Source organism: Pseudomonadota bacterium (assembly GCA_026388275.1).
In the GTDB taxonomy this organism is placed as follows: domain Bacteria; phylum Desulfobacterota; class Syntrophorhabdia; order Syntrophorhabdales; family Syntrophorhabdaceae; genus JAPLKB01.
In genome coordinates this window covers 55,090-74,516 of record JAPLKB010000030.1, presented here as the reverse complement: position 1 = coordinate 74,516, position 19,427 = coordinate 55,090, and the positions used below count along the sequence as shown (strand labels likewise).

Here is a 19,427-nt window from a genome sequence, read left to right as displayed (position 1 = left end):
TGGTTTTCGCCAGAAGCACTACTTTTTTTCCGAAATGCACACTGCGTGGATTTTTCCTGAGGTACAAGCCCCTTCCCTGAACAAACATAAACATCTTTGTACGCACGATAACAGATTACAAATGGCAACATTTGAGAGATGAGGAACAAAAAAGGCAGTGTCAAATTGACCCTGCCTTCGAAGATTCTTTGATAAATATAAGGTCTATTCCAGATATTTCCTCTTGAGTCCTATGAAACTAAGGAGGCCAGAGCCAAGAAGCCATACCGCAGGAGGAAGGGGAACCGGTGTTTCCGTGACTTGAAAGCTGATTTCACCGTCAGAATATCCATAAAATTCCAAATTTAATGAATAGGTATGATTTGGGATTAGTGTACCAGTATTACTATCAAAAAACGAATTATTTAAGGTTGCAAGACAATTAGAGCACCCACTATCACTTAGACTGAATGTTGCGGGGTTCAGAGGGGTAAATTCCAGATAAAGAGAAGAAGAACCACCTATTGGAAACATATAATTTGGATCGGAACTCCATGAAGAAGTGGAGCCAAAGCCTGTCACATTAAGAAGTTTTCCACTGTTCTCCAAGGAAATAGTGCTGGTTTGGGATGCATTGGCGCCCATGAAAACCGTATAATCTCCTATATATGTTCCACCTTCGTCAAACATTGGAACCGGATAGCTTTGCATGTCGCTAACAGTTTGATCAAAAAGACCGATGCTATTGCTGTTTGAATAGCCTACACCTGCCACAACCGATCGATATGCAGAGTTAATTGTTATTGCGTGTCCTACGCTGACTGTCGCACAGAGGGCAACCAAAACAAATAGAATAAATCTGGATTTACAGAAAATAATTTTCATCCTTTTCCTCCATATGACATAAATATTATAACTGTTTAACAAAATATAACTAATCATAATTTATTTGTATGTAGGATATTTACTACAACTTGTGTAGGTCAAATACAACAATTATTGTAATATTATAGAAGGATGCGTTGCACACTTTAGATTTTTACTTCTGACGATTCTCAGAACCCATGAGCATACCTGCTTTTTAAGCGTAATTCACGATATAGGTCAAAAGCACATATACTTGCTTCGTAGGTGTTATAAAAAACCATACCTATAATAATACAACAGACACATTTCTATTAATAATCCTTTCCTTTCAATGAACAGATTTTCGCAGGATCTCGGAAAAAGAAGTTGCACTTGTAGCAAAAAACTGAATAATAGACCCAGGAAGTGTCTCAACTACCAGACACCTCATTAAGTCTATCGGCAGGCTCTAGGTGGTGCACTTTGAAGTTGAATTCACCAAAAAGTCAGGACTTCCAAGGTTAGCGGCAAAGAGATATCCCTGTGAAACAGGAAGTTTTCCACCGGTAGGTTTAATCACGACAGCGGAGAGACAATTACGTCCTGAATTTTAGAAACCAGTTTTAATAGGGATATCGTGCGGAACAAGGTAGGATAAGACTTTCCGGAGATTTCGGAGATTACATTCACAGTGAATGTAATCTCGCTCGATAGCTTTTCAGGTCTAAGTTGGATATCTACCAGTATACTCATCACCCCATCCAAACTGTACTTTTTATCGAAATGTTTTGCCTGAAAAAAGGCAAGTATGCCTTTGGCCTGATCTATGGGATTTAAGTCTTTTCGTTGGAGATTTTCTGTGGCGAATTCAACTTCAATGTCCACAACATAGAGCCTGACCGAACTTAAATTCACCTTTCAGTAGACTTCTTCATGAGTTCCAATATCGATGGGTATAATTTTATTATCCTCAACAATAAAGAAGATTGAGATTCTGTATGATATGTTGATAGATACCGAATGCAGGTCAGATAATCTTCCCTGAAGTTTGTGCAGCCTCAACGATGGATGCAAAGGATTGATTTCCAGCAATTTAAGTGTTTTTTCATACTGACTGAGAAGTTCCGGATGTTTCTTGAGAAATTTCTTCGCACTTTTGTTATAACTATCTGTGTATAGGATTTCAGCCACGAGTCATTCTCTTGATATGTTTCTCAACAGTTTCTTTTTTAAACTTGCCTTTTGCAAGATCATCCTTCGCTTCACGCAGAGCCGCCTCCAACTCGCATTCTCTTAAATGGTTATATTGTTCGATGGGTAAAACCACAAAGCGATTCTTGCCTCTCACAGATATAATTGCTTCCTCGCCGGAGCCTGTAGCTTTGTCTAATGCTATAACACCCTTTGTCTTAAGCTCATTGGCAGTAATAACTGTTCCCATTGCAACCTCCTGTAACTATTAAATAATAATTAGACTTTAATATCATATTCGCACTATTAATGATACTCTTAACAGTGCTTATTGTAAAGATATATAATTTAGGGAAAGACTGGGGGCCAGGTCTTGTTTTTTGCACCCGTGATGCTGTTTATAAAACCAACGTCTCTTCCCATAATTCACGATCCAAGTAAAAAGACTATATACTTGTTTTGTAGGAACCAGTTTTAAAAGTGATATCGTGCGAAGCAGCGTTCTTGTTGACTTTATAGAGATTTAAGAAATCGTTAACACAGTGTTAACGATTTATTTTACCAGGTTTTCGGGCTTCATCCATATCTTACCAACACGCTTATCACACGACACATAATCTTCTCCAAATTATGAATTATCGCTTTTATTATTATAGACTCGGAAAATGATTTGGTAAGGTAAGTAAATGACTTAAAACATTTAAGCCAGTTCTTGAATTATAAGTTTTTTTTCAGTGAAATCCCGGTCATTTTTTGCTCATTTGTTCAAATGCGGTTAAAGTGGGTTTCATATCTATTACTTTGCAATAATCCGATGCAGCCCGCCCATATTCGCCTTTATCGGACAAGGCTATGCCGCGATTCCAATATGCGTTGGCATCGTTCGGGTCTAATTCGATAGCCTTGCTGTAATCTTTTATTGCCGAGTCAAGTTCGCCGAGTTGATGATAGGCTATCCCGCGATTGTAATATACATCCGCACTCCACGGGGTTAATTCTATTACATGGTTGTAATCGGAAATGGCCTCATCATATTGAGCAATGTGTTGGTAAGTCAGGCCCCTATTAAAAAATATGCTTGCATCTTTTGGAGTTAATTTAAGACTTTCGGAGTATACCCCGATAGCCTCTTGATAGCGTTTTGTATTGTATAAACCCAGACCTTCTTTGAAAAGAGTTGCAGCTTTTACAGTAAGTGCTTTTACCGGATTTTGGACATACTTCTTTCCATTCCTGCCTGGAGACTTTGTATTTGATTCAATTTCTTGAAAGTTATTTTCTGATTTTGCGGTAAGCTCTTTTCTCTCCGGTTTTAATTCCCTTATTCGATCCATTAAAGGTAATGTATCATTCTGCCCTGTTCTTAAGGGAGTATTGTTATCAGCAAAAAGATAATTTGATATACCTATAAAAAACACAACCAAAACACATATAATCTTCTTCATCTTCTTCCTCAATATTGCAGATATAAAGTCTACAACTTTGCTCCATACATGGTTATAGAAGTTATCGCATATGTTTTAATTGACTTAAGCATTGGCAGATTTGTGATATTAAGAACAGCTAATCAAAAGCCTGTCGTATTTCAAGGATAAAAACCTGATAAAATCTACCGGCAGATCAATATCTGTCTTTTTTTTGATTGTCAATTAGAATATTGTCTAATCAGATGGCGACTTTCACAAGGATTGGACTCAGTACGCGCATCAGATCCTTCGGGTCGATGCCTACAAGATAACCGCGTTTGCCTCCATTGATATAGATTTTCGGAAGATCCATAATAGTCTCCTCAATATATACAGGCATTAGTTTCCTGACCCCGAAGGGCGAGGTACCGCCCACCATATAGCCGGAATGCTTCTGCGCAGTATCGGGTGTGCAGGGTATTATCCGTTTCACGCCGATGATTCTTGCCAGCTCTTTTGTCGAAACCTCCCTGTCTCCATGCATAAGCACGATAAGGGGTTTTTTGAGTTCATCCTCCATAATAAGCGTTTTCACTAAAGATTGCTCATTGAGGCCAAGCTGCTTTGAGCTTTCCGCAGTCCCTCCCCGATCAACATATTTGTATGTATGTTCCGTGAAAGCAACCCCGTTATCCCTGAGTACTCTTATTGCGGTAGTTACAGGGTTTTTATCTTTATTCATCAGGTAGTTCTTCCTTTAATAAACTGACGCGGCCGGTCATTGATATTCAGCGCCATTATGCTCCTTCCTGTGAATCCATAGTTGGGGAATTATGAAACTTCAGAAATAAAATTAATGTATTTTTTGAAGTATTACAATAATTGATTAACTTTGCCTGCATAAACCTTTGAAGATATCCTAATCCCATATTTTCTATCAGGATTAGCAACAATGTTGGGCTGTCCTACTCAAACACTCTCATTACGCTCCAGCGGCTTCATTCGCTCGCGTTCGGCTTCGAAACTTCTGCTTATGCAGAAGGCCGAGCTTCCTCGCCTCTCGACGGTTTTTTTTAGTACAGCTCAACACTGTTGCCAATGACATATCCAGACTAATTTATTTTGGAACTTTTTTAGCCCTTGCTTTGTCTCATGAAACAGAATGCAAAAAACAAACGAGATATTGTCAAAAGTTGAATTGAAAATTGTTTCACAGAATGAATATATACATGCCTCTAAAAGACAAAATTAGGGGGAGGTAGAAAATAGAAATGAAAATGAAGAAACTCACCCCCTTCTTTATTCCGGATTCACATAAGCGTATATGTGAATCCGGATTGAGTGGGCAGCGGCATGGCAGCAATGTTTCAGATGTGGATGAGATGCAAGCCTTGCAGGCCGTAGGCGTACTGAACGTACGTCGGAGGATCGCAAGGCGCAGCAGATCGCCGCAGATGGACATTGCAATCATGCCGCTGACCGACCAAGAGAAAAAGACGTACAACAAATACTGCTCATGAAACAGAATGCAAAAACAAACGACACAAGGAGGTTACATATGAAAGTTATTACACGGTTCTTGATACTATTTACTGCGGTATTTCCTCTTATATTCGGAAATGCCTTTGCGAAGGCACCGGTATCCCATCCGTCAGAGGGCGACGACAAGACCCTGTCCCCCTATTTCTTTGTGAAAAGTGATGATCCGGCCGTAGACCAGCTGCCCCTGAAGTCCACATCTGCTATGGTCAACATCTCCGGCGTTATCTCTGATGTACAGGTTACACAGGTCTACAAAAACGAAGGCAAAAAACCTCTTGAAGCTATCTATATATTCCCTGCCTCCACCCGGGCAGCCGTGTATGGAATGAAGATGACAATCGGAAAGAGGGTCATAGAAGCAAAGATAAAAAAGCGGGAGGAAGCCCGCCAGGACTATGAAAAAGCAAAACAAGAAGGGCGGAGTGCTTCCCTTCTGGAGCAGCAAAGGCCGAACGTTTTTCAGATGAACGTAGCAAACATCATGCCCGGTGATGAAATAAAAGTAGAACTCAAATATACCGAGCTGCTTGTGCCTGAAAACCGGGTATACCAGTTTGTCTATCCCACAGTCGCAGGCCCTCGTTATTCGAATAAAAATGCTGAAACAGCCTCTCCATCCGAGAAATGGCTGCAAAACCCTTACCTTCACGAGGGAGAAGCGCCTCCATACACCTTCGACATTACAGTTAATATTGCGACAGGCATGGCCATTAAAGAGCTTGTCTCTCCCTCACACAAGGTAATTGCAGATTATAGCGGTCCGGCTGCTGCCAGGGTCATACTCGATAAATCTGAAAAGTCAGGCGGCAACCGTGATTATATCCTCAGCTACAGACTTGACGGCGACAAGATTCAATCCGGACTCCTTTTGTTTAAAGGAGAAAAGGAAAACTTTTTTCTGCTTATGATGCAGCCTCCAAAGCACATAACAAACACAGAAATTCCAGGCCGCGAATATATCTTTATTGTCGATGTATCGGGCTCGATGCATGGTTTCCCTCTGGAAATCTCAAAGAAACTTTTACAGAACCTTATCGAAAATCTTCGTGCTACAGACAAATTTAACGTCCTTCTATTTTCCGGCGGTTCAACGCTTATGTCCGAAGAGTCGCTGCTCGCCACCTCTGAAAATATCAGGAAAGCGATTAATGTCATCGATCGGCAGCAAGGCGGTGGCGGCACAGAGCTTTTACCGGCTTTAAAGCGCGCCCTTTCCCTTAAAAAAACTGAAAATTATGCCCGTACCATTATCATTGCAACAGACGGTTATGTAGCTGTAGAGGAAGAGGCCTTTGACCTTATCAGAAACAACCTTAATGATGCAAATATGTTTGCCTTCGGCATAGGCACAAGTGTAAACCGCCATATAATTGAAGGTATGGCGCATGTCGGCATGGGGGAATCTTTCGTTATTACAAAACCAGGCGAAGCTCCTGAAAGGGCTGAACATTTCCGTGCAATGATCCAGTCGCCGATACTCACAAAAGTAAAGGTGAAATTCAACGGTTTTGCTGCCTATGATGTTGAACCCCCCAGCATTCCTGATGTGCTTGCAGAACGTCCTGTCATTGTTTTCGGTAAGTGGCGCGGGACACCCCAGGGCACAATTACTTTGAGCGGCATTCCCGGAAGCGGTAAATACACGGATAAAATTGATGTTGGCAACGTAAAACCGGCTAAGACAAACGCTGCTCTACAGTACCTCTGGGCGCGCTATCGTATATCCTTACTCTCTGATTACAATATGCTCCGTGCCGATGATAAACGTATCAAAGAGGTAACAGACCTTGGATTAACGTATAACCTCCTCACCGCTTACACGTCCTTTGTTGCCGTTGACACGGAAATACGCAATCAGGACGGCAAACCAACTACTGTTAAGCAGCCCCTTCCGCTCCCTCAAGGAGTTTCGAACTATGCAGTTGGCGGTACAATGGCCGGCATGGCTATGCGTGCGCCTATGCTCGCAGCGCAGGCACCTATGAAAGGGGAAGCGCTCTATGATACGGTAAAGAGCAAAAAACAGGATGCAGAAGAACCTAAGATCAGTGTAAAAGATGTTGCCGTGTCCGGAGAAATTTCAAAAGAGGCAATCCTTGCCGTGGTACAAACACATCTTAATGATTTCGAAAAGTGCTGCACGGAAAATGGCCTCAAAGGGAAATTTGTTATGACCCTGACTATCAATATGGATGGAACAATAAAAGATGTTAAGATCATCTCAGGTGCTTCGAAAAATAAAAACGGCGATCAGTGTATTATCGAAGCAATAAAAAAGTGGAAGCTCCCGGTAACCACAGATGGCAATGAGGCAAAAGCAAAGATCACTATTATGTTTACTCCGTAACCGCTTAAAATAAAGCTTCAAATCCCCTCCGATCTCTTGATATGCAAGGAGATTGGAGGGGATAATCCCAATGCCAGATTATCTCTTAAGGGGACGTTCCGCTTAACTTAAATATAATAAAAATCGGGAAGTTTGCTTCGGGATGTAACAGTGTTTTTATCTCGTCTTTTATACCCCGTAGCTTGCAGCGGGGCAGTCCATTTCAGCTGATATTCACTGAGACAAGAAAGGACTTTCCATTCTTTTAACAACATCATCCAGAGAACCCACGAATGGACCGGCGGATTCCATCTTGATTGATGCGAGCGCTGCAGCGAACCGAAGCGAGTCTTCAACGGAATGATCCAGTCTGCGTGCCAAATAAGATCCCATAACGGTGTCGCCGCGGCCCATCCTGCCACGGGTGATCCTGTTAGTAAATTTCGCGAATGTGGTTTTTCCATTGCTCCGAGCCAGTACCCCTTCTGAAGAAGTTATTATAGTTTCGGAACTTCCCCAGTTTTCCAGTATGTCTGCCTGATCCTGCAAAACGTCGGTGCCAGTCAAGACTTGTGCCTCCATAGCGTCAAGCTTTACAAAATGTGCCATGCCCAGGATTTCTTTCTTCTCCGGAACATCTTTAAGGTGGACGGTCCCCGTCTTATCGTCCGCCTGGAGCACGAAGCCCTGCATGTCCACTGATAAAAGGAATCCGCGTGCCTTCAGTGTTCGCATCAAGTCCAGTTGAAACTCGCGGGAGCCTATATAGCAAAGGTGGATCAGGCATGGTTCAAAAGGAGGTATGTCGCTAACAGCAAAATGTTCTCCGGCCTTTATGAGAAGAGCCTGCCTTTCATCGACATTTGTAGTCGGGAAAACAATATGGTATTGAGCGATTTCCCCGGGCTGTACGAATAGATCAATGCCGGCAGTTTTCAGTGGTTCCAGGAGGTATTCTTCACCCTCGGAGATTTTTGTCACAGCGGCAATACTTTTTCCCAGACATGAGGCTGCTATTGAAGCAAAGAGTACCGGACTGCCCTCTTCGACAAAAGGAGATCCCTCAAAAGGAACAATTGTACCCGTACTCATGTGGCCGATAAATACAATATCATAGTGATTCATTTTTAACCTTTCCGATTGGAGCCGTCAGCAAGCTGACTGACACATTGACAATGTATACCACTTTTTCTGTCTGCAGTAAAGAAAATAGGCGGCAGTTGAGCCGGACTATTTTGCCGGAAGTGCCTTCCCAACTATCAAGAGTTATTACAAGCTATGGGAAATGCCTCTTATACCAATTCGATTTCATGCATAGAACGAGTCGACGACAACGAGCCGACGCAGGTATTAGCTCACACAGTGAGCGAGAAGGGGAGGCCGGGGTACCCACTACAGTGGGTCGAGATTTGCTGCAGGAGGGGGCGACGTGAGCCCAGGCAATAGCGGAGTGCGAGGAGGAGGCAACGAAGTTATATGATTGAAGGCGAATTGGTATTAATTTATACGCACTTTTTCCTGTCATTACCTTGCCCCCATCAGACGACTGTTTGCTCAGGGCAACCCGACACCGTTGCCGTTGATACATCCGGGTTAAGTTCTTGACCCGCAGCCTTTTTGTGGCTGCAAAGGCATGAAATAATTCCGTGGCATGATGCAATAGACTATATTAATCTATAAACATTAGTGGAAGGTGATCTGCGATCAGGTAGCCTTTTAAAGTGGGGATTATCCTGCCTCTACGTATTTTTATAAACCCTGAACGTGTTAATTGTGATAAAGCATTTGCTGTTGAAGCACTGTTGCTGATCTCGTCGAGAGAAACACCATTGTTAGTCCTGAATCCGAGATAGAGCCGCTCCAGCCTTAACTGGTCGGGAGAGAGGGTTTCCGATCCTTCAACCGGTCTTTCTCCCCTTGAAAGTGCTTGACAATAATCTTCGACAGACCTGCAGTTCCACCATCTAACATTGCCTTTAAAGGAATGAGCAGCAGGGCCGAGTCCAAGATATGGTACATGACGCCAATATTTCCGGTTGTGGTATGAGAAATGTTTTTTACCCTTCCCGAAATTGGAAATCTCATAATGAATAAAGCCGTTGAGCCTCAAAAAGTTTGATGTTAGTAAAAAAAATTCCCTTTCCTCTTCCTCTGTTATGGATTTCAGTTTGCCTTCTTTCTTCAATTTACCGTAAGGCGTTGTTTCCTCCAGAGTAAACTGATAGCATGAAAGGTGCATCGGCTCAAGTTCAACTGCCTTTTTCATAGTATCCAGCCAGTTTTCCTTAGTCTGACCCTCATAACCATACATGAGGTCTATACCAATATTGGTAAAACCGCAGGCCTTTGCAATTTTCACCGCTTCTTTGGCTTTATAAGCGGTGTGTCTTCTTTTCAGAAACCGGAGTTCTTTTTCATTAAAGGACTGGATGCCTATACTCAAGCGGTTGACACCGTTTGCATATAAAGCGCGGAGTTTTCCGGCTGTTACATCATCGGGGTTTGCCTCAATGGTGATTTCTGTATCCGGGAGAAAGGTAAAATTGTTTCGGAGTGCATCCAGAAGTTGTTTTATCTGAAGGCGGCTGAGCAATGTAGGGGTGCCGCCGCCAAGATAGAGCGAGTCAAAGACGGGAAATTGAGTATTATAGAAAGACATCTCTTTTTGAAGTGCATTAATCCATGAATCAACGAGAGATAAATCTGTTACAGAATAGAAATCACAATAGGGGCATTTTGTTTTACAAAAAGGGACATGTATGTAGAGGCCGGGGTATGGAATAAGGGGCTCCTTAATGTATTAATTGCTCGCGGTTCATAGTCAACAATTTATCGGAGAGTTTAGCTGATCGAGAACAGTACTAATTTATATCACCTCAATTAACACTTAAAAAAAGGAGGATAAATAAATGCAGGAGAATTCTACCATAACTATCCAAGCCAACAAAGAAAAATCGCTCTCTCCAAAAAGATGATGACTGTTTGAGGATTCAGTAAAAATATATTGCAATAAATATCCACAAAAAGCACCAACTTTTCCGTAATTAATCCATTCCAGTTGACCGAAATTTAGATATGAATTATGATAACAAATGATGGTATTATTTTTGTGCAGCCGGTTGTCCTGGATAATTAAGTAATAAGATTTTGGGGAGGTGTTATTATGGAGGGACGGAAGGTAGATAAATTATCCATGCCTGTACACGACTTCAAGATGCCTTTTACCGAATTGATACCTTTTGAAATCAGCTCTTTTGAACAAATGCCCGACGATGCAAAGGCAAACTTTCCTCACCGTCACAACTTTTATGAAATTCTCTATATTACTCAAGGCGAAGGCCAGCATATCATTGATTTTCAAACATACCCGATCCAACCCCATACGCTTTATTTTATTTCACCAAGGCAAATCCATTTTTGGCAAATCAGCACTTCCCTTCAGGGATGGCTCATCTTTTTCACTGATGAATTTCTTCTGCACACCCCATCGGATTCGAGCTTGCTTTCAGAGTTTGCTTCTTTTTACTCCGAACAATTCCCTTTCCTGAAGTTGGAAGAAGACCAGACACAGGCCATCCTGCCATTGATTAACAACCTTGTATCTGAATATCTGACACACAAAGCTGAATGTGCATCAATATTAAGGGCATACCTGCATATTTTATTAGTTAAGATACGGTTACTATATAATATTTGCAATCTGCAGGGAGACTCTAAAATCTCACCGGAGTTAGTAAGGAGATTTAAACGGTTAGTTACTGAACAGCGAGGTACCCAACGGTCCGTAAAGTCCCTGGCAGAACAACTGTACGTCACTGAAGGCCATCTTTGTGAAACAGTAAAAAGTGCCACTGGCAGCACCCCAGGTCAAATAATCCGCCAAACATTAATCTTAGAGGCAAAACGTTTACTTGCAAACACCGAATTGACCGTATACGAGATTGCTTATTCCCTGTCTTTTGAAGATCCCTTCTATTTTGGGCGCCTGTTTAAACGCGAGACAGGTATGAGTCCTTATCATTTTCGTCAAAGTATCCGAGAAAAGTACCGTATTTTCCAGAATTAGTCCCTTCAATCCAAACATTCTTACAAGTATAATTTATCATTAATGTTTCATTGAGAGCGAGACATAACAAAATCTCGCGGGCAGCAATAAAGGTTCGTCCATTTATTGACTTAAAAAAAGGAGAATAGTCATGCCAATTAAAATTAAACAAGTTCAACCCAATTTGCATATTTACCGTGGTGACGACATAACAATAAGGATAAAAGGCTATAAACCCATTGGACAGCCGGTTCCTTATGGCTCCAATGTAAAGGGTGTTTACTTCGACGGTTATCCGCAGGTTGTCAAGCAAGAAGGTTCGCAGCCGGTTTACTCGGTAAAGGTAAAGAAGGACGTAATGGTGACCATGCGTGATGGCGTACGTTTGGCAATAGATATTTACAGTCCTGATACAGATGGAAAGCGATTCCCTGCGCTCCTTTCGTTCTTCGGATGGGGGAAAGAGTTACAGGAAATGACGCGTTGGTTACCGTTGCAGGAATATTATGATTCTCCTTTGTGGGATGGGTGCATTGAGGTAGGAGATATCGATTATCTGGTGCAAAGGGGCTATATACATATCATTGCCGAACCAAGGAATATAGGCAAATCAGAAGGGACAAGCCAGCGTCCTTCCAGCATGTGGGTCCCTCAATCAGATACTTACGATCTTGTAGAGTGGATTGCAAAACAACCATGGTGTGACGGCAATGTTGGCATGACAGGTTCCTGTGGTTTTTCAGGCACCCAGTTGGAATTGGCTGAGAATCCTCCGCCCGCCCTGAAGGCTATTACGCCTTTTCTAACCCTTTACCATAAGGGCGACTACGGATGGACAGGAATCTTTGACTGTAAGATGAATAGTGTTTTAAGCGGCAGGCATGGAAATGACAGCGCCCCTGTTCCCGAGAATACCCGCACTCTGCCGTTGATGTTCAATCTTTCAAAGGAAGAATTAGAGGCCAGGCTTAAGGAAGCATTGAATCATCCGGACATAAGGTACAATAGCAAGTGGTATTCATTGCTCAAATATCCGCTGCGCTCTCCCATAGTATTTGATACGTTACTGGAATCATTTCATCCTGTGTCTCTTCCTCCATCAAAACTCCCTCAGATAACGGCCCCAACGTATCTGTCAACTTCGGGGATTGTTCCGACGCATACGTGGTGCAGCTTTGAAGCCTTTGAAAATATAGGGTCAACGCATAAGAAGCTCCTCCTGTGGCCTCCCTTGTCTCCGGATCGTCCCCAAACTCAATTTGCAGACGAAGTTGTGAGGTGGTTCGATTACTGGATTAAGGGAATAGACACAGGAATCATTGACGAACCTCCGCTGAAAATATTCGTAAACGGAGTCAACAAATGGCGTTTTGAGGATAAATGGCCTCTTGAAAGGACAGAGTACACAAAGTTTTATTTGCATCCCCGGGGCGGTCTGTCGACAGAAACAGTCAAAGGAGCACATGAGCCTGACACATTTACCCAACCGGCGCCGTACATAGATCCGACTGTCTACTGCTTGACCTATAGAACCGAACCATTGCCTTTCGATATTGATATGACAGGGTATATAGCTTTGTATCTGCATGCATCCATCAACACGGATGAAACAAACTGGATGGTGGATCTGATGGATGTGGACCCGGAAGGCAAAAAAACATTGGTGAGCAATGGCGGTCTTGCTGCAGAGCACAGAGTTCTCGATGAAGCTAAATCTAAGCCTTACCTGCCTATTCATCCGCGGAAAGATCCCGTACCTGTATCTCCGGACGAGGTCATTGAATACGCGATAGCGATTATGCCGACTTCAATGATATTTAAGAAGGGACATTGCATGGAATTGGTTATTAGAAACCAGGACGACCTTCTTTGCAGACTCGGCGCCTGGGGCGCTCACTATTTGCCTCATATGCAAACAGTGACCCACAGCATTCACTTTGGTAAGTCACATTTGCTTCTGCCGATCATCCCCTCTGATGAGCAGGGTTTGTGAATGAACCAATGTCTGGTTCTAAGGGAAAGCATGCAGAGTCAACAGAGGAGGTTCCAAACATGGATAAAACTGTTAAAAATATCGTTATTATCGTTACCTTGGATACAAAAGGTGAGGAAGCCCTCTATGTAAAGGAGCTGATCAAGAAAAGAGGGCACAATCCCCTGGTTATGGACATAGGCATAAGGGGGGAAGTCCCTTTCCGCCCGGACTTCCCCCGTGAGGAGGTAGCCATGGCTGCAGGACGCACCCTGCAAGAGCTCGGCATAGATATGGGCACATACTCCAGTACCCTTTCTGTCATGGCCCTGGGCGCAAGGAAGATTATGGAAGATCTTATAGCCGGGAGAAAGATGGACGCTCTCCTGTCCATCGGTGGCGGCCTTGGCACCACCCAGGCATTAGAGGCCATGCGGAAACTGCCTGTAAACATTCCAAAGCTGGCGCTTTCTACCGTAGCCTTTGCCGGAGGTATAAATATTGAAATGGTCAGTATAGACCAGGGAATGATCCAGTCTCCTGCTGATCTGTGGGGTGTGAACCGTATAACAAAGATGATCCTGCGAAGGGCAGCAGGCGCTATCTGCGGGATGGCCGAGGAACAGGAGGAAACACAAGCGGAGGAAAAACGCCTGGTAGCCATCAGTGCTCTGGGAGTCCATGCTTATGTGGAAGGATGCAAATCCCTGCTACTTGAGAAGGGGTATGAGCCGATTGTTTTTCATTCAATCGGCACAGGCGGCTTGGAAAAACTGGTACGAGAGGGGTATTTCAGCGGTACGCTGGATTTATCCTGCTACGAGATTGTAAACCACATATGCGGAGGCCTGATAAAAGGAGGCGAGGAAAAGTTTACCGCTGCCTGCGAGACGGGAATTCCTCAGGTTATTTCTTCCGGCGGGCTCGATTTCTTTCCCTTGTCTGCGGCACAGTTGATTCCAACTGAACTCAGGGAGAGAAGGATACTCTCGCACGGTATGGTTAACCTGATAAAGACAACCCCACAAGAACAGGAACAAATCGGTGCTCTGATGGCAGAGAAGATAAACAAGGCCATTGCACCTATAGTTGTTCTGGTTCCGCTGGAGGGTTTTTCAAAGCTGGATCGTGGTAAAGAAATGCCTTTTTACGATCCTGAGGCCGGCCGGAGGTTCGTCGGCATTCTTAGAGAAAGGGTGTCGAATGGTCTGGTTGAGATTGAAGAGATTCAGGCGCACATAAATGACCCAATGTTTTCTGAAAAGGCAACGACTTTGCTTCTTAGTAAAATGTGATAATTTCCAACACTTGGAAGGAGACGGCAATTTACTACTGCATAATTATTTAAGGGGGTAACACATGAAATATTCTACACGAATACTTTTGTTGTTGGTTTGCAGTTGGGGGATGGTAGGTCTTGAACGTATGGTTATAGCCTTTGTAATGCCGGGGATCCAGCAGGATTTCAAACTGAACTATACCCAGGTAGGAATGATAATCTCCGCATTCGGTTTTGCCTGGGCTATCGGAACCTGGGCTATGGGAAGCCTGTCAGATTATATCGGAAGACGCCTTGTTGTTGTCTTTCTTATGATTTTTGGTGGGATATGTAGTTGGTTGACCGGAATTGCAGGGACTTTCGGGATATTACTAATTATCCGCGCTGTGATGGGATTTGCGGAAGGTGGATTAGCGGGTCCGGCGTCTGCTACACTTGCGGAAGAATCGCCGCCGCAAAATCGGGGAAGAAATATGGGTTTAATGACCGGGTTTTTTGTACTTATCGGCGGTGCTGTTGGGCCTATACTAAGTACAGGGCTCATGGCATCCCTGGGATGGAGACCGGTGTTTTTTGTCTATGCCGTACCTGCAATAATCCTGGGGATTCTCTTATTTCTGTTCATGCGTGAGCCTGCTTCCACATCAGCCATAATAAAAGCCCGGAAAGATGGTAAAACCAATCAGATAAAACTGGATGGTATGGGACACGAGGTCAGTTATTGGGGCATCTTTAAGTCCCGGAATATTATTTTGATGATTTTTGTCTGGACAGCCCAGATGGTTTGGCTCTGGCTATTTACTACTTTCGGAGTGATGTTCATGATTAAAGTACACGGGTTACCGATTACCGCCGTAGGAATAGCCATGACCGGTTTTGGTATCGGCGCTTTCCTCGGTACATTTATCCTGGGAGCTGTCTCTGACCGTATAGGGCGAAGAAAGGCAAATATGATTACTCTATTGCTGGGTGGAATTTTTGGAGTTATATTTGCTTCTCTCGGTCCGGGGACTCCGTTGGTTGTCCTCTTCGGAACTATATTCCTGTACTCTTTCGCTGCGTCAGGCGCCGGCGGTGTAAGCTGGACTCTCATCACTGAGAGCGCCGGATTTCGCTTTGCTGCAACTGCTATCGGTATAGTCACTGGTATCGGGGAGCTGTTAGGGGGAGGAATCTTTCCCGCCATAGGAGGAGGCATAGCCGATAGGCTGGGTATAGCTGCTACATTGTATTTGACAGGATTTATTTTGTTTGCCGCTGGGATTCTCAGCTTCTTCTTAAAAGAGACTCTCACCAAGAATAAGGATGTTTTATGCAATAATTCATAGGATTGGTGGCAATTACCGAAACGAAAAGGACTAAGAAGCTCATCCGGATCCTGATAATCAGATATTCGTGCTGCCGACATCAATCTCAACTTCAGTGAATTTGGAAACCGATGAGTGAAAAAAAGAAAGTAGGCCAAAAAAAGGCGGCTTATTAGCTATTTTAAGATGATGACTGGAAGACAATGATAAACCCTATGATGGAGGTACATCGTAGGGTTTATCATTTGGGTTGATTATTCCGTATCTGTTTTCAGCACTGCCATAAAAGCGCTCTGAGGAATTTCCACTGCACCGACAATCTTCATCCTTTTCTTACCTTTTTTCTGCTTTTCAAGAAGTTTTCTTTTCCGGGAAATATCGCCGCCATAACATTTTGCAGTAACATCTTTTCTAAAAGGCGTAATGGTTGAACGTGAGATGATTTTCCCTCCAATAGCCCCCTGGATGGCTATTTTGAACTGTTGTCTCGGTATTTCTTCTTTAAGACTGTCACATGCCTTTACCCCTCTTTCACGGGCATGTTCGCGGTGGACGATCATAGAGAGGGCGTCAACCTTTTCTCCGTTTACGAGTATATCGAGCTTTACCAGATCGCTTTCTCTGTAATCAATAATCTCGTAATCAAAAGACCCGTACCCCTGGGTAATGCTCTTTAGTCTGTCGTAAAAGTCGAAGATTACCTCGCCTAACGGCATATCAAAGGTAATTTCAACACGGCCTGAAGTAGGGTAACTGAGACGGGAATTTACTCCGCGCCGATCCAGGCAGAGCTTCATCACAACCCCTACGTAACGTTCGGGAATCATAATGCTGGCCCTGATATAAGGTTCTTCACCCATTTTAATCTCTGTAGGGTCAGGATAATATGCCGGGTTATCTATGATGACTGTACTACTGTCGGCAAGGAGGAAACGATACTGGACACTGGGAGCAGTCATGATGATGGACTGGTCAAACTCGCGTTCAAGCCGTTCCTGGACGATCTCGAGGTGAAGCAGACCGAGAAATCCGCATCGGAAGCCCTGTCCCAGCGCAGCAGAAGAGTCTTTCTGATAAACGAGGGCTGCATCGTTCAGCTTGTATTTCTCAAGTGCGTCTGCAAGTGAAAGATAATCATCGGAGGCAATCGGATAAATAGATGAAAAAACAACCGGTTTTACCTCTTTAAAGCCTGGAAGCTGATCTTTTGCAGGGTTTGTATCGAGGGTTATGGTATCGCCGATTCTGGTATCACTTACAGTTTTAATACCGGCAATAATATAACCCACCATCCCGGCTGTAAGTTCCTTTCTCGGTTCCATCTTCAAACGGAATATGCCCACTTCCTCAACCCTGTGCTGTGTACCCATAGCCATAAGCCGGATGGTATCACCGGGACGGACTGAACCGTTAAATATACGGCAACTGATTATTGTCCCGCGGAATGAATCATATTGTGCGTCAAATATCAGGGCAGACAGAGGTTTTTCCATGTCCCCCGCAGGCGGCGGTATCCGTTCGGCAATTGCCTCAAATATCTCTTCAACGCCTGTACCTTCCTTTGCCGAGCAGAGCAGAGCTGATTCAGGGTCAAGACCGAGTTCACCGTCAATTTCTTCTTTTACCCGTTCAATATCTGCAGAAGGCAGGTCAATTTTATTAATGACCGGAATAACAACCAGGTTGTGTTCCATGGCTGCATAAAGGTTGGCCAGTGTCTGCGCTTCAACCCCCTGCGAGGCATCAACAAGGAGCAGCACCCCTTCACATGAAGCAAGCGCACGGGATACTTCATATGAGAAATCTACATGGCCCGGGGTATCAATAAGATTGAATTCAAACTCTTCTCCGTTTATTTTACTTTTGTAGGGTAAATTAACAGTCTGGCTCTTGATCGTAATGCCCCGCTCGCGTTCAATATCCATGTTGTCGAGTATCTGGTCGCGGAACTGCCGGTCTTCCACGAGATCTGCGTGCTGGATCAAACGGTCGGCAAGCGTTGATTTTCCGTGGTCTATATGGGCAATAATGCTGAAATTCCGTATTTGTTTCATAATGCGTATTTATTTAACCCATTCCTGAGATAAGGTAAATACATTTTCTATGAGAGTAGTTACCTATGGTGTAAAAAAGGATTTTCAGCTAAGAATAAAAAGTCTTTACAAAACCTGTTATATTTTTTATTTTTATTATGTGAATTTTTTAACAATAAATTGAGGTATGAATATGAAAAAATATGTTGTTATCTTCTTTCTGCTCTTTTTTATCACCGGCATTTCACATGCAAAAGATACCGTGAAAATAGGTCTTATAACGCCGTTGACAGGTGATGTAAAAACATTCGGAGAGTCGGCAAAAAATGCCTTTGTTATAGCGCTTGAGGAGTATGCAAAAAATGGAAAATATAACATTGAGCCGGTTATAGCCGATGACAAAAACGATCCCACAGAAGGCGCCAATGCAGCGCTTAAACTGATCACACAGGATAAAGTTGTTGCGATCAGCGGTCCACTCACATCCAAAGTGACTATTCCTGTCAGCGATATAGCAAATAAAAACAAGGTTCCCATGATTTCCGGCGCTGCCACAAATCCGAAAGTAACAACATATGAAGGAAAAAGGAAGCCCTATGTCTTCAGGGCATGCTACACGGACCCTTTTCAGGGTACTGTGGCTGCAACTTTTGCGTTGAAGGAATTGAAGGCAAAAACGGCTGCAGTGCTCTATGATGTAGGCAATGACTATTCGAAAGGTCTCGCAGAGTTCTTTAAAGCAACTTTTATAAAAGATAAAGGGGCTATTGTGGCCTATGAATCCTACCAGAAAGATGATGTGGATTTTTCAGCCCTGATTTCAAAAATAGCCATGAAAAAGCCCGATATTATCTATTTGCCCGACTATTATAACAAAGTTGCGCTTATTGCGAGACAAGTAAGAGAAAAAGGTTTGAAATCAACCCTGCTGGGCAGCGACGGATGGGACTCTCCGGAGTTGATGAAGATTGGAGGCAGCGCTATAGTCGGAGGTTATTTTACCAATCATTACTCGCCTGACAGGAAAGATCCAATAGCAGAGGCGTTTATAAAAAGGTATAAGCAAAAACACGGGGCAGTACCGGATGCCCTGGCAGCGCTCGGTTATGATGCCACAATGATTCTGCTGAAGGCAATAGACAGCGCAAAAAAACCGACGCAGGAAGAGATAATAAAACTTCTCTCCTCTTTAAAAAACCACAAAGGGGTGACAGGAAACATAAGTTTTGATAAGAACGGTGATGCGATAAAATCTGTTGTCCTCCTGAAGGTCGAGAAGGACAAAATAAAATATATGACGACAATTAATCCGTAAAAGCTGTAAAATGTTGCACGGTGAGGTAAGGTTTTTCAAACCGGCAAAGTTATACCAGGTTGAATTCAAAGGCACGACCCACTATCGTGAGTACCCCGGACATCGACAGGGTTTGTTTAGCTCACACGGTGAGCCGGGTACCCGCTTGCGGGTGCGGGAAACTCCGACGGCCGGGGCACCCGCAGA

The 19,427-nt window shown here is 43.5% G+C and carries 16 protein-coding genes; 7 read left to right on the top strand and 9 right to left on the bottom strand.

The window, feature by feature from the left end:
- Positions 1–204: 204 nt before the first annotated feature.
- From NT010_08485 to ybaK, 6 genes are all read right to left on the bottom strand, one after another.
- Positions 205–864, bottom strand: a complete 660-nt coding sequence (locus NT010_08485) for a hypothetical protein (protein ID MCX5806088.1) — start codon at positions 862–864, stop codon at positions 205–207.
- Between the two features lie 537 nt (positions 865–1,401).
- On the bottom strand, positions 1,402–1,740 hold the full coding sequence (locus tag NT010_08480) for a hypothetical protein (GenBank protein MCX5806087.1): 339 nt from the start codon (positions 1,738–1,740) through the stop codon (positions 1,402–1,404).
- A gap of 3 nt (positions 1,741–1,743) precedes the next feature.
- A complete protein-coding gene (locus tag NT010_08475; protein MCX5806086.1) occupies positions 1,744–2,016 on the bottom strand; it encodes a plasmid stabilization protein in 273 nt (90 codons plus the stop codon).
- Positions 2,009–2,266 (bottom strand): hypothetical protein, encoded by a 258-nt coding sequence (locus NT010_08470; GenBank protein ID MCX5806085.1) that lies wholly within the window; start codon positions 2,264–2,266, stop codon positions 2,009–2,011. Before NT010_08470 ends, NT010_08475 begins: the two co-directional genes overlap by 8 nt.
- 496 nt (positions 2,267–2,762) lie before the next feature.
- Positions 2,763–3,461, bottom strand: coding sequence for a tetratricopeptide repeat protein (locus tag NT010_08465; protein ID MCX5806084.1), 699 nt, complete (start codon positions 3,459–3,461; stop codon positions 2,763–2,765).
- Between the two features lie 220 nt (positions 3,462–3,681).
- The gene (gene ybaK / locus NT010_08460) at positions 3,682–4,164 is read right to left on the bottom strand and encodes a Cys-tRNA(Pro) deacylase (protein MCX5806083.1); all 483 of its coding nucleotides are present in this window, start codon (positions 4,162–4,164) and stop codon (positions 3,682–3,684) included.
- 535 nt (positions 4,165–4,699) lie between these two features.
- On the opposite strand from ybaK, the gene NT010_08455 reads away from it, so the two are divergent.
- Positions 4,700–4,942, top strand: coding sequence for a hypothetical protein (locus NT010_08455; GenBank protein ID MCX5806082.1), 243 nt, complete (start codon positions 4,700–4,702; stop codon positions 4,940–4,942).
- Positions 4,943–4,980: 38 nt separating this feature from the next.
- Complete coding sequence (locus NT010_08450) at positions 4,981–7,311, top strand: VIT domain-containing protein (GenBank protein ID MCX5806081.1); 2,331 nt, start codon at positions 4,981–4,983, stop codon at positions 7,309–7,311.
- 213 nt (positions 7,312–7,524) lie between these two features.
- Here the strand turns inward: NT010_08450 and NT010_08445 are convergent, their stop codons facing one another.
- Positions 7,525–8,415, bottom strand: coding sequence for a PfkB family carbohydrate kinase (locus NT010_08445; protein ID MCX5806080.1), 891 nt, complete (start codon positions 8,413–8,415; stop codon positions 7,525–7,527).
- Between the two features lie 544 nt (positions 8,416–8,959).
- Positions 8,960–10,051, bottom strand: a complete 1,092-nt coding sequence (gene hemW, locus NT010_08440; GenBank protein MCX5806079.1) for a radical SAM family heme chaperone HemW — start codon at positions 10,049–10,051, stop codon at positions 8,960–8,962.
- A gap of 453 nt (positions 10,052–10,504) precedes the next feature.
- Here hemW and NT010_08435 point away from each other — a divergent pair, with 453 nt between their 5' ends.
- From NT010_08435 to NT010_08420, 4 genes are all read left to right on the top strand, one after another.
- Positions 10,505–11,356 carry an AraC family transcriptional regulator gene (locus tag NT010_08435; GenBank protein MCX5806078.1) on the top strand — a complete coding sequence of 284 codons (852 nt, stop codon included), beginning with the start codon at positions 10,505–10,507 and terminating at the stop codon, positions 11,354–11,356.
- 130 nt (positions 11,357–11,486) lie between these two features.
- On the top strand, positions 11,487–13,328 hold the full coding sequence (locus tag NT010_08430) for a CocE/NonD family hydrolase (GenBank protein ID MCX5806077.1): 1,842 nt from the start codon (positions 11,487–11,489) through the stop codon (positions 13,326–13,328).
- A 59-nt stretch (positions 13,329–13,387) separates the two neighbouring features.
- Positions 13,388–14,602: a Tm-1-like ATP-binding domain-containing protein gene (locus NT010_08425; protein MCX5806076.1), complete on the top strand. Its 1,215-nt coding sequence runs from the start codon at positions 13,388–13,390 to the stop codon at positions 14,600–14,602.
- 64 nt (positions 14,603–14,666) lie between these two features.
- The gene (locus tag NT010_08420) at positions 14,667–15,914 is read left to right on the top strand and encodes an MFS transporter (protein MCX5806075.1); all 1,248 of its coding nucleotides are present in this window, start codon (positions 14,667–14,669) and stop codon (positions 15,912–15,914) included.
- Between the two features lie 233 nt (positions 15,915–16,147).
- Here the strand turns inward: NT010_08420 and lepA are convergent, their stop codons facing one another.
- Positions 16,148–17,947, bottom strand: coding sequence for a translation elongation factor 4 (gene lepA, locus NT010_08415; protein MCX5806074.1), 1,800 nt, complete (start codon positions 17,945–17,947; stop codon positions 16,148–16,150).
- A gap of 172 nt (positions 17,948–18,119) precedes the next feature.
- Between lepA and NT010_08410 the strand changes: the two genes are divergently transcribed.
- On the top strand, positions 18,120–19,241 hold the full coding sequence (locus tag NT010_08410) for an ABC transporter substrate-binding protein (GenBank protein ID MCX5806073.1): 1,122 nt from the start codon (positions 18,120–18,122) through the stop codon (positions 19,239–19,241).
- The last annotated feature ends 186 nt before the right edge of the window (positions 19,242–19,427 follow it).

What these genes read in the sequence shown, in the direction of transcription:
- NT010_08465 (MCX5806084.1), bottom strand. Translation starts at nt 3,461, where the DNA reads ATGAAGAAGATTATATGTGTTTTGGTTGTGTTTTTTATAGGTATATCA.
- NT010_08435 (MCX5806078.1), top strand. Translation starts at nt 10,505, where the DNA reads ATGCCTTTTACCGAATTGATACCTTTTGAAATCAGCTCTTTTGAACAA.
- NT010_08410 (MCX5806073.1), top strand. Translation starts at nt 18,120, where the DNA reads ATGAAAAAATATGTTGTTATCTTCTTTCTGCTCTTTTTTATCACCGGC.
- NT010_08445 (MCX5806080.1), bottom strand. Translation starts at nt 8,415, where the DNA reads ATGAATCACTATGATATTGTATTTATCGGCCACATGAGTACGGGTACA.
- NT010_08455 (MCX5806082.1), top strand. Translation starts at nt 4,700, where the DNA reads ATGAAGAAACTCACCCCCTTCTTTATTCCGGATTCACATAAGCGTATA.
- lepA (MCX5806074.1), bottom strand. Translation starts at nt 17,947, where the DNA reads ATGAAACAAATACGGAATTTCAGCATTATTGCCCATATAGACCACGGA.
- NT010_08450 (MCX5806081.1), top strand. Translation starts at nt 4,981, where the DNA reads ATGAAAGTTATTACACGGTTCTTGATACTATTTACTGCGGTATTTCCT.
- NT010_08470 (MCX5806085.1), bottom strand. Translation starts at nt 2,266, where the DNA reads ATGGGAACAGTTATTACTGCCAATGAGCTTAAGACAAAGGGTGTTATA.
- NT010_08485 (MCX5806088.1), bottom strand. Translation starts at nt 864, where the DNA reads ATGAAAATTATTTTCTGTAAATCCAGATTTATTCTATTTGTTTTGGTT.
- ybaK (MCX5806083.1), bottom strand. Translation starts at nt 4,164, where the DNA reads ATGAATAAAGATAAAAACCCTGTAACTACCGCAATAAGAGTACTCAGG.
- NT010_08420 (MCX5806075.1), top strand. Translation starts at nt 14,667, where the DNA reads ATGAAATATTCTACACGAATACTTTTGTTGTTGGTTTGCAGTTGGGGG.
- NT010_08430 (MCX5806077.1), top strand. Translation starts at nt 11,487, where the DNA reads ATGCCAATTAAAATTAAACAAGTTCAACCCAATTTGCATATTTACCGT.
- NT010_08425 (MCX5806076.1), top strand. Translation starts at nt 13,388, where the DNA reads ATGGATAAAACTGTTAAAAATATCGTTATTATCGTTACCTTGGATACA.